Origin of the sequence: Fulvivirga imtechensis AK7 (assembly GCF_000331535.1) — a bacterium.
GTDB lineage: Bacteria > Bacteroidota > Bacteroidia > Cytophagales > Cyclobacteriaceae > Fulvivirga > Fulvivirga imtechensis.
Genome location: NZ_AMZN01000107.1, coordinates 1 through 8,154, shown reverse-complemented (window position 1 = coordinate 8,154; position 8,154 = coordinate 1). Strand labels below are relative to the sequence as shown.

9 protein-coding genes are annotated in these 8,154 nt (G+C 40.9%); 6 read left to right on the top strand and 3 right to left on the bottom strand.

The window, feature by feature from the left end:
- A partial coding sequence (locus C900_RS24890) for a hypothetical protein (protein ID WP_040497529.1) occupies positions 1 to 469 on the top strand: 469 nt, incomplete at its 5' end.
- Positions 470 to 1,368: 899 nt separating this feature from the next.
- On the opposite strand, the gene C900_RS24875 is transcribed toward C900_RS24890, so the two are convergent.
- A complete protein-coding gene (locus C900_RS24875) occupies positions 1,369 to 1,698 on the bottom strand; it encodes a helix-turn-helix domain-containing protein (RefSeq protein WP_009583143.1) in 330 nt (109 codons plus the stop codon).
- A 157-nt stretch (positions 1,699 to 1,855) separates the two neighbouring features.
- On the opposite strand from C900_RS24875, the gene C900_RS24870 reads away from it, so the two are divergent.
- From C900_RS24870 to C900_RS24845, 4 genes are all read left to right on the top strand, one after another.
- On the top strand, positions 1,856 to 2,044 hold the full coding sequence (locus tag C900_RS24870; RefSeq protein WP_009583142.1) for a SymE family type I addiction module toxin: 189 nt from the start codon (positions 1,856 to 1,858) through the stop codon (positions 2,042 to 2,044).
- Positions 2,044 to 4,722, top strand: a complete 2,679-nt coding sequence (locus C900_RS29515) for a CHC2 zinc finger domain-containing protein (RefSeq protein WP_009583141.1) — start codon at positions 2,044 to 2,046, stop codon at positions 4,720 to 4,722. The genes C900_RS24870 and C900_RS29515 overlap by 1 nt, the downstream gene beginning before the upstream one ends.
- An 83-nt stretch (positions 4,723 to 4,805) precedes the next feature.
- Positions 4,806 to 5,750 (top strand): tyrosine-type recombinase/integrase, encoded by a 945-nt coding sequence (locus tag C900_RS24850; protein WP_009583140.1) that lies wholly within the window; start codon positions 4,806 to 4,808, stop codon positions 5,748 to 5,750.
- Positions 5,734 to 6,609 (top strand): tyrosine-type recombinase/integrase, encoded by an 876-nt coding sequence (locus tag C900_RS24845; protein WP_009583139.1) that lies wholly within the window; start codon positions 5,734 to 5,736, stop codon positions 6,607 to 6,609. The genes C900_RS24850 and C900_RS24845 overlap by 17 nt, the downstream gene beginning before the upstream one ends.
- Here the strand turns inward: C900_RS24845 and C900_RS24840 are convergent.
- Complete coding sequence (locus tag C900_RS24840; protein ID WP_009583138.1) at positions 6,601 to 6,801, bottom strand: hypothetical protein; 201 nt, start codon at positions 6,799 to 6,801, stop codon at positions 6,601 to 6,603. The two genes, C900_RS24845 and C900_RS24840, sit on opposite strands and share 9 nt — an antisense overlap.
- A gap of 750 nt (positions 6,802 to 7,551) precedes the next feature.
- On the bottom strand, positions 7,552 to 7,719 hold the full coding sequence (locus tag C900_RS30115) for a hypothetical protein (RefSeq protein WP_157494200.1): 168 nt from the start codon (positions 7,717 to 7,719) through the stop codon (positions 7,552 to 7,554).
- Between the two features lie 123 nt (positions 7,720 to 7,842).
- Here C900_RS30115 and C900_RS30110 point away from each other — a divergent pair, with 123 nt between their 5' ends.
- Positions 7,843 to 8,025, top strand: a complete 183-nt coding sequence (locus tag C900_RS30110; protein WP_009583135.1) for a hypothetical protein — start codon at positions 7,843 to 7,845, stop codon at positions 8,023 to 8,025.
- Positions 8,026 to 8,154: the final 129 nt, after the last annotated feature.

Sequence of the window (8,154 nt, the reverse complement as noted above, 5' to 3'; positions counted from 1 at the left end):
AGCTCAGAATGGAGGGAATCATCAGATATATGTGTATAGTCCTGATCAGGTAAACCGAATTAGAAATGCATCCAATGATGGAATGGCTTTGAATATAGCCATGTACTCAACACAGAACCGGTTTGTGGATGGTAAAGGAAATCCAAGTAACTACGCAGAGAGAACATTTAACAAGAAGTTTCCTAATTCAAAAATAAACTTTCCATCGAATGGGAATGCTGGTTTATTTATTCCAGGGAGGAATTCAGACATATTAATTTATGGTCTAAATTATGATACTGGAGAGTTTGATCAATTAAGAATGATTGATATTCGAACAGCAGAAGATGTGTTAGACGAAGTTTCTAGGATACTATTACATAATCTTGTTGATGAAGTGATAAACCGAATTTTTAGGCTTCCGCCTATTATTGTACCTCCAGGCACATTTGATGAACCATTCAGGCCTTCAGCTCCGAAAGGAAGTTAAGAAGCTGTAGATTAATGGAGCTATAAAAATCATATGTAAGATTAGGCCATAGAAAAATTTAGTCGAGATACGCAGGAAACTTAAAGAATAGCCATATATCAAGTAGGTTAAAAGGGCTGATAGACTAATGTCCTGATAGTAGAAATGGGATACGCTGAATAGGATTAAATTTGCAAAAAAGAGATAGTTATAATTTTTAATTAAAAATGCCTCTGTCGCTTGGTTGTATAAATATTTAAAAAGGAAGAAAAAGGGAATTGCAAGAATAAATGATAAGAGATGAAATTCCAGCAATGTAATAGGGATTTTTAAGATAAGGTTAGTAAGAATTAATAAAATACTTGAAATAAACAAACTGAACGAGATTGAAGCGCGTACTGCAGATACTTTGAGAGGTAATCTAAATATTAGCTCCTCATAAAGTGGAATTGTTAATAATATTAGAAGGTTAGCAGGGATAGCTTTTGCAGCTTCTTTTGTGATAGGGGTTTGAGTGGATGGGATAAAAGAAACAAAAAAGATAAGGGTGTAAGTAATTAAAAGTACGAGTATAAATACTTTTAATTCGTTGTCGGATTTTATTGTGGAGTAGTTTTTTTTAGGATTAGCAAGAAAATTGAAATATGATTTGATTATGAGCATGTATAAAGGACCTTATGGTTTTGAATTTATAGGAGCAGTCATGAGATGGTCTTTTTTGATGCTTTTTCGTAGATACCGAAATCAGAAAGACCTTTTTAAAAAGGTTTTAACAGGGGGTACTAATTTGGGCGAAAGATCATCAGAAATATTTATTTTAAATTTGGTTGTAGGGTTAATAGGTGTTGTGTTAATTGTCATTGGTGTAGTATATATAAGGTCAAAGTGATATTATTAAAGCAGCTTTGAGAGGGTAATTTTTAATGCATCATACTTTGTAATTTAGCTTTAGTAATAAAAGCATCGAGGAACTCAAAAACGAGTTCCTTTTCTTTTGGAGAGAGTTTGGCAACTTCCTGTATTCTTTTGAGAGTGGCTTTATCAATTTCCTGCTCCGAACTTCCGACCAGATAGTCGAGCGACACTTCCAGAGCCTCGGCTATTTTTTTAGCAATCTCTACCGATGGAGTAATCTCACCACGTTCATACCGGCCAATTACCGCACCAGAAGTACCAACCACTTTACCTAAAGTATCACGGTTGTAACCTTTTTGTTTACGTAGCTCTGCTATTTTTTTACCTAAATCCATAACCAAAAGATGAAGAAAATGCCTTAAAAATCACTTAATAGTCAAAATTAGTTTATTGAAAGGTGAAAAACAAAACTTAAAAATTTGCTTATTAGTTCATCTATTGATTACTTTTGTTACCGATAGATGAACCTTAAAATTTTTAAAGTTTTTTTCAATGGCAGATCAGAAGCACAAACAAATCAAGCTACAACCTCGGCATAGAGCCCTTAGCTACGGGCAGAAAATAGTGCCTGAACTAAAGTTATCAGGCGTGTGGCTGGAGAAGTCAGGCTTTAAAGCCGGAGAAATGGTAAATGTGACTGTCCGTGAAGGCCTTTTGATCATCCAAACCACCGAAAGCTAATGGAGATAGCCGAAATCAAACAGCAATTAGGTTTAGCGCAGGTACTGGATCACTACCACCTGAAACCAGACAAGCACCTGCGGTTAAACTGTCCCTTCCACGATGACAAAACCCCGAGCCTGCAGGTATATTACAAAACACAATCCTGCTACTGCTTCAGTGCCAATTGTAGCACCCACGGCAAGGCCATGGACGTGATCGACTTTATTATGCACATGGAAAAGAGCACCAAACACGAAGCCATTAAAAAAGCAGAAAGCATGATAACAGGTGAAGTAACTCAGGCCGTGCAGCTCTCCCGGACAGCAGTTTTAACGAAAATGTTTACCTACTTCAGGAACGGAGTCCACAACAGTAAACCCGCCAAAGAATACCTCGAGAGCAGAAACCTTGACAAAGACAAACTGCAGGTCGGTTATAACAGCGGCCAGTTCCACCACGGCAACCGGAAAGACAAACACCTGGTAGAAAGCTGCCTGAAATACGGCCTTTTACTGGACAGAGGCCATGTAAACAATAGAACGGGAGAAAAAGCCTATAGCCCCTTTGGTAAAAACTGCATCGTGTTTGCACTGCGGAACCCTCAAAACCAGGTGGTAAGCCTTTACTTTAGAAGTACCATAGATAACCACAAGGCAAGACACTTTTACCTGAAAGACAGACAGGGACTTTACCCAGGCTACCCACAGCAAGGAACAAAAAGGCTGATCCTGACAGAATCTATTATTGATGCAGCCACTTTGCAGCAACTAGAGCTAACAGATTATGAACTACTAGCCCTTTACGGCACCAACGGGCTAACAGAAGAACACACCAAAGCCATCGAGGATCTGCAAGAGCTGGACGAAATCATCTTCTTTTTAAATGGAGATGAAGCAGGAAGAAAGGCCACCGAGAAATACAGCAAAGAGCTACAGCAACTAAAGCCCTCAGCCAAAATCACACAAGTAGAAGTCCCAAAAAATGAAGATGTAAACAGCTTAGCTCAAAGCCATCCGTCAGTGGACGGACAAGCTTCCCCAGAGATCTTCACGCACTTAATCAATAACCGGAAACCCTTTTTTCCTTCAACTGAAAAGAAGGATCCAAAGCCTGCAGCAGCATCCAAGCCAACAGAAACCAAATGCACCCTGAACACGGAGAACCCTGAACAAATCACCTTCGAAAACGAATGGCTGACCGCCACGGTCTGGGGCGGGATCGAGAAAGAGAACCTTAGCCGCTTAAAGATCAGTTTACACATTAAAAGCAAAGAGAACAAATACAAGACCTTCAGAGATGATGTAAACCTGTACAGCCACCAGAGCACCAAAAAACTGGTTCAGAACCTTACAGAAGCTTTAGAGCTTAGTACCACCCAGATAAGCAACACCGTAACAGAGCTGACCGAGAAGCTGGAAGAATACAGGATGAAAGAAAGGGAAGCACAGGTAAAAGCCCTCAAACCCAAGCTTTATGAAATGACCGACAAAGAACTGCGAGCCGCAGAAGCATTTTTAAAAGCACCGGAATTAGTAAAAAAGACCCTGTCTTTGATCAGCCAGAGCGGCCTGATCGGAGAACAGAAAAACGGCTTACTGCTTTTCTTCCTGTACCTGTCAAGGTTCTTTGATGAACCACTGCACGCCATCATCTTTGGAAGATCCGGAAGCGGCAAAACCTACCTGCAAACCAAGATCAGCGAATGCCTTCCGGAAGAATCAGTACGAACCATAACCAGCTTAACAGAAAACACCCTTTACTACTCCACCAGAGATTTTTGGAAAAACAAAGTCCTGCTGATTGAAGACCTTGACGGAGTTTACAACGCCTTTTTGCCCCTCAGAGAGTTCATGAGTAAACAAAGCATTACCAAGCTCACCACCGATAAAGACGCCAAAGGCAACAACGTGCAAAAAGTGCTGACCGTAGAAGGCCCGATCTGCGTATCAGGAGCCACCACCAAAGAAGGAATCTACGAAGACAACGCCAACAGGAGCTATTTACTCCACATCAACGAAGGAGCTAACCACATGGAAGAAGTTATGGACTACCAAAGGAAGCTGCAAGCCGGATTAGTGGACGAAAACAGCCAGAACATAGCCAAACAACTGCTCAAAAACACCCAAAGGCTGCTGAAACCCATAAAAGTGATCAATCCATATGCTACACAGCTCAAAATCCCCGACAGCATATTCAAGAAGCTCAGGACAAACATGCATTATCTAAGGCTAATAGAAATTATCACCTTTTACCATCAATACCAGAGAGAGGCAAAAACAGACAGCAAGGGCAAAAGCTATATCGAGACATCTTTAGAAGACATCAGTTGGGCAAACAGACTGGTAAAAGAAAGCCTGCTGCGCAAATCAGACGAACTGAACGGCCAGCTCAGGAGCTTCTTTGAAATCCTGAAAACCACCATTATTAAAAGACCTGAAGACCAGAGAGCTTTTTATAGCAAAGAGATCAGGGAGCTGTTCAGAATGAACCCTATGAAAGCCAACAGGTATTTAAGGGAGCTTGAAATGTGGGGCTACATCAAAAAGACAGGTGGCCACCGCAATACAGGCTTTGAATATGAGATAACAGCATGGGACGAATACCAGCACCTGCAATCAGGAATAGATATACTGGACAGTACACTGGAAAAATTAAAGGAACAGCAAGCCAAAAGAGCAAAACAATCTCTGGTATAACATTAGTATAACATGGGTATAACATGGCTCAAATGTTATACCAGATCAATATTAAGTAACTGAAAATCAAATCAATAACAAGCATGAAAGCTGGTATAACATGTATAACATCACCGGAAGCAAGAGGGGTAAAAGCAAAACCGTCATACACGTACCAGAGAGTACTGGAAGGCTATAAAGAGTGGCTGGACATCATAGGTTACTCCAAAAACACCATTAACAGCTTGCCAGCGCAATTAAAACCCTTCTTCCTTCATCTGAAAAATGAAAATATTACCAGCCTGCAGGAAGTGCCCAAATCAGTAATCAAAAACTACTACCAGAGCTTAAAGCAAAAGAAGAGCAGCCACACCGGAGAGCTTTTAAAGAACTCCACCCTAAATGGCCATTTACGAAACCTCAGGTTATTTAGCGATTATCTGGAAGAAACCGGGCAAGGCAGTTTACTGATCGATATCCGGTACGAGCCCAAAGAATACCCCGAAAGAGAAGTACTGACCCTTCATGAAATAGACCACATCTACAATGCCTGCAGCGAGCAGGTCACCGGACTAAGGGAAAGGGCAATATTAAGCCTGTACTATGGCTGCGGGTTGAGATGTAAAGAGGGCATCAACCTGAATGTAAATGACATCTTACTAGACAAACAACTGGTACACATCCGGAAATCAAAGAACCAGAAAGCAAGGTATGTGCCCTTTGTAGAAGGCCAGAAAAGAGACTTTGAACTGTACCTAAGACATTGCAGATCCTCGATACCAACAACACCGGAACAGACAGCCTTCCTGCTCAATAACCAAGGCAGAAGAGTAAGCAGCACGGGATTATCCAAGACCCTTAAAACCCTGATCGAACGCACCGGAAATGAAGAACTGCAGGAAAGGAAAATAGGATTACACACACTCAGGCACAGCATAGCCACACATTTACTGCAATGCGGAATGGAAATAGATGCTATCAGCCAGTTTTTAGGCCATAGCGGAATAAGAAGCACCCAAACATATTTACACCTTGTCCACCACCTTTAAAGCATATCTGGAGGCGAAGAACTACCACCCGAAAGTGCTGGAAGCCTACCTGCATTATCAAAAGCAGTTTATGGCATGGCTGGAAACCGAAAACCTGACAGTGGAAACCTGCCAATATGCAGATCTACTTAGCTACGTGAAAGAACTGAAGCAAAAACAAACCAGCGTTTACAATCAAAATAACTACATCAGGGGCATAAGATACTTTTATGAATACCTGCAATCAGAAGAAAAAATAAAACACAACCCTGCAAGGAAACTTTACATTAAAGGAAGGGTGCAGCAGTTGCCAAGTGATCTGCTTACCAAGAAGGAAATGAACCAGATTTATGTAGGCTGTCCAAATGAAACACCAGCCCAAAAGCGGAACAAAATAATGTTGGGACTGGTCATTTACCAAGCCCTGCGGCAGGATGAAATAGCAGCATTAAAACCCGAAGACATCGACCTTCACCAGGGCACAATCTTCATTAAAAAAACAGGCCGTGGAGCGAGAAGAATACTGAAACTGGAAGCCCATCAAATATTGCCACTACAGGAATACATCAAAGAAGTTTTACCAGAAATCAGAGAGAAAGCAGAGAACCCCACTGACAAACTGATCATAAGCTTAGGCAAGAATACCAACCTTAAAGAACTGGTCAGCAGCTTAATGAAAGCCATGAGAAAGGAAAATCCAAGGTTCAAAAACCTGCTTCATATCAGAACCTCAGTGATTAGCCACTGGATCAATGAAAAGAACATAGTAGAAGTCCAATATATGGCTGGCCACAAGAGCATTACCAGTACAGAAGTTTACAAGCACGTGAATATGAAAGACCTGAAAAAGGCGCTGGATGAGTATCACCCTTTAAGATGATTTACTGTTACTACTTAATCCACCAACTAAAAAAAGCACAACGACAGCCCCTGCAATGCCTAAGATCTTAGATTTATCAGTGTTGAATCTTTCGGCTAGTTCTGTTACTTCTGAATAAACCTTTATTCCTATTACAAGCGAGATTATAACTACAAGGGCAATAATGATGTTTTTTTGAGTTAGATAGTTCATTGAGTAAGAGTTGGTTAAATATAAATAAAAGGGTTAACGGAAGAGAGCTTGTCTTATTGCTTCTACCAATCAAAAGAGCCCAAACCCGCACCACCAAGCGCACAGGCCAAACCGCACAGGCTTTGCATCCTTCGGCATGCATAAAGGGTCAGCGGTGTTCGTCCGTGTCCTCGGCCAGACTTCGCTGCGTAAAATGCAAATCCACGCACCTTAAACCGTTCCACAAGTAAAATGATACCGTGATTATTGTCTGATGTGGTTGCCCTCCTGAAAAAGGAGAGCAGAAGCGGCATCACCATATCATTTTACTTGCTCCACTATTTAGCCAACGCACAAGGCCGATTTGCATTTTACTCCACTCGCTGTCCTGCGGTACTCCTCACGGCTGTTCCTATTTTTATTTTTGATTGATTAATGAGCCTCCGGCAGGTAGGCAAAAAATAAAAACCCACAGCCAGTATTATTGCTCGCCTTTAGCCTCAGTCAGACACAGCCAAGCCGCTTCGCTCCCCCTTGGCTGGCTTCCTTCGGACTCGCAGACGGCTCGCAGGGGGACAGAGCCAGTAGGTTTAGGCAGTAGAACTTGAACGGTTGGATTAGGGCAGTGAGCCTTAGCAGCGCCAAGAGCCGGAACAACTTCGATCAAAGCAAGCAGTTGGCTTGCATCATTTTTTTGAAAGCTAAAAGCCTTCAAAGATCACGACAAGCTACAAATGTTGTCCAGGCTTTTACCCTTCAAAAAAACGGTTTTTAACCTTGCTTTTCATGGACAATGACATGCTCATTACTTGCAATAAAAATAATGGAGTTATCCTCACCTCTAATAACTATTTTTTCTTGGTGTCCTTCGATCTCCCTTCCAGTAATCTCAAAGTTGGCGAGATGTTGAGAAATAGGTCTAACAACGAAAGTTTTCATAGGCTATATTTAGTTTTGCTTTTGAAGAAGGAATATAGTAATACTTATTTAAAAGTTGGTGTAGTTTTAAACTTATTGCAAATCCTTTTACTATACTTATTCAAAATAAAATCACAGAAAAATATGTCAAAAACAGATGAAATGCTCAAAAAGATCTATGCAACTCAAATTGTATTGCTTAGGAAAATTAGAAAAATGGAAGAGAAAGCCAAAGGAACAATGTCTTCCGACTCTTATTCAAGAGATTTAAGAGAATTAGATAAAGAAACAGAAAAAGTCATGAAGTATCTGAATGAAGAACGGTAGTCTTTTTCTTTTTCAACTGAAAAAATAAACCCTTATCTTGGCCGGAGATAACGTTCTTAGGAAGCGGGATTTTGGGAAGTCTGTTGTTGTTGGAAGTGGCTGAAAAGAGGTCAAGAGGGCAATAGAAGC

Coding starts and splice junctions, on each gene's coding strand:
- C900_RS24875 (WP_009583143.1), bottom strand. CDS start 1,698: ATGGATTTAGGTAAAAAAATAGCAGAGCTACGTAAACAAAAAGGTTAC.
- C900_RS24870 (WP_009583142.1), top strand. CDS start 1,856: ATGGCAGATCAGAAGCACAAACAAATCAAGCTACAACCTCGGCATAGA.
- C900_RS29515 (WP_009583141.1), top strand. CDS start 2,044: ATGGAGATAGCCGAAATCAAACAGCAATTAGGTTTAGCGCAGGTACTG.
- C900_RS24850 (WP_009583140.1), top strand. CDS start 4,806: ATGAAAGCTGGTATAACATGTATAACATCACCGGAAGCAAGAGGGGTA.
- C900_RS24840 (WP_009583138.1), bottom strand. CDS start 6,801: ATGAACTATCTAACTCAAAAAAACATCATTATTGCCCTTGTAGTTATA.
- C900_RS30115 (WP_157494200.1), bottom strand. CDS start 7,719: ATGAAAACTTTCGTTGTTAGACCTATTTCTCAACATCTCGCCAACTTT.
- C900_RS30110 (WP_009583135.1), top strand. CDS start 7,843: ATGTCAAAAACAGATGAAATGCTCAAAAAGATCTATGCAACTCAAATT.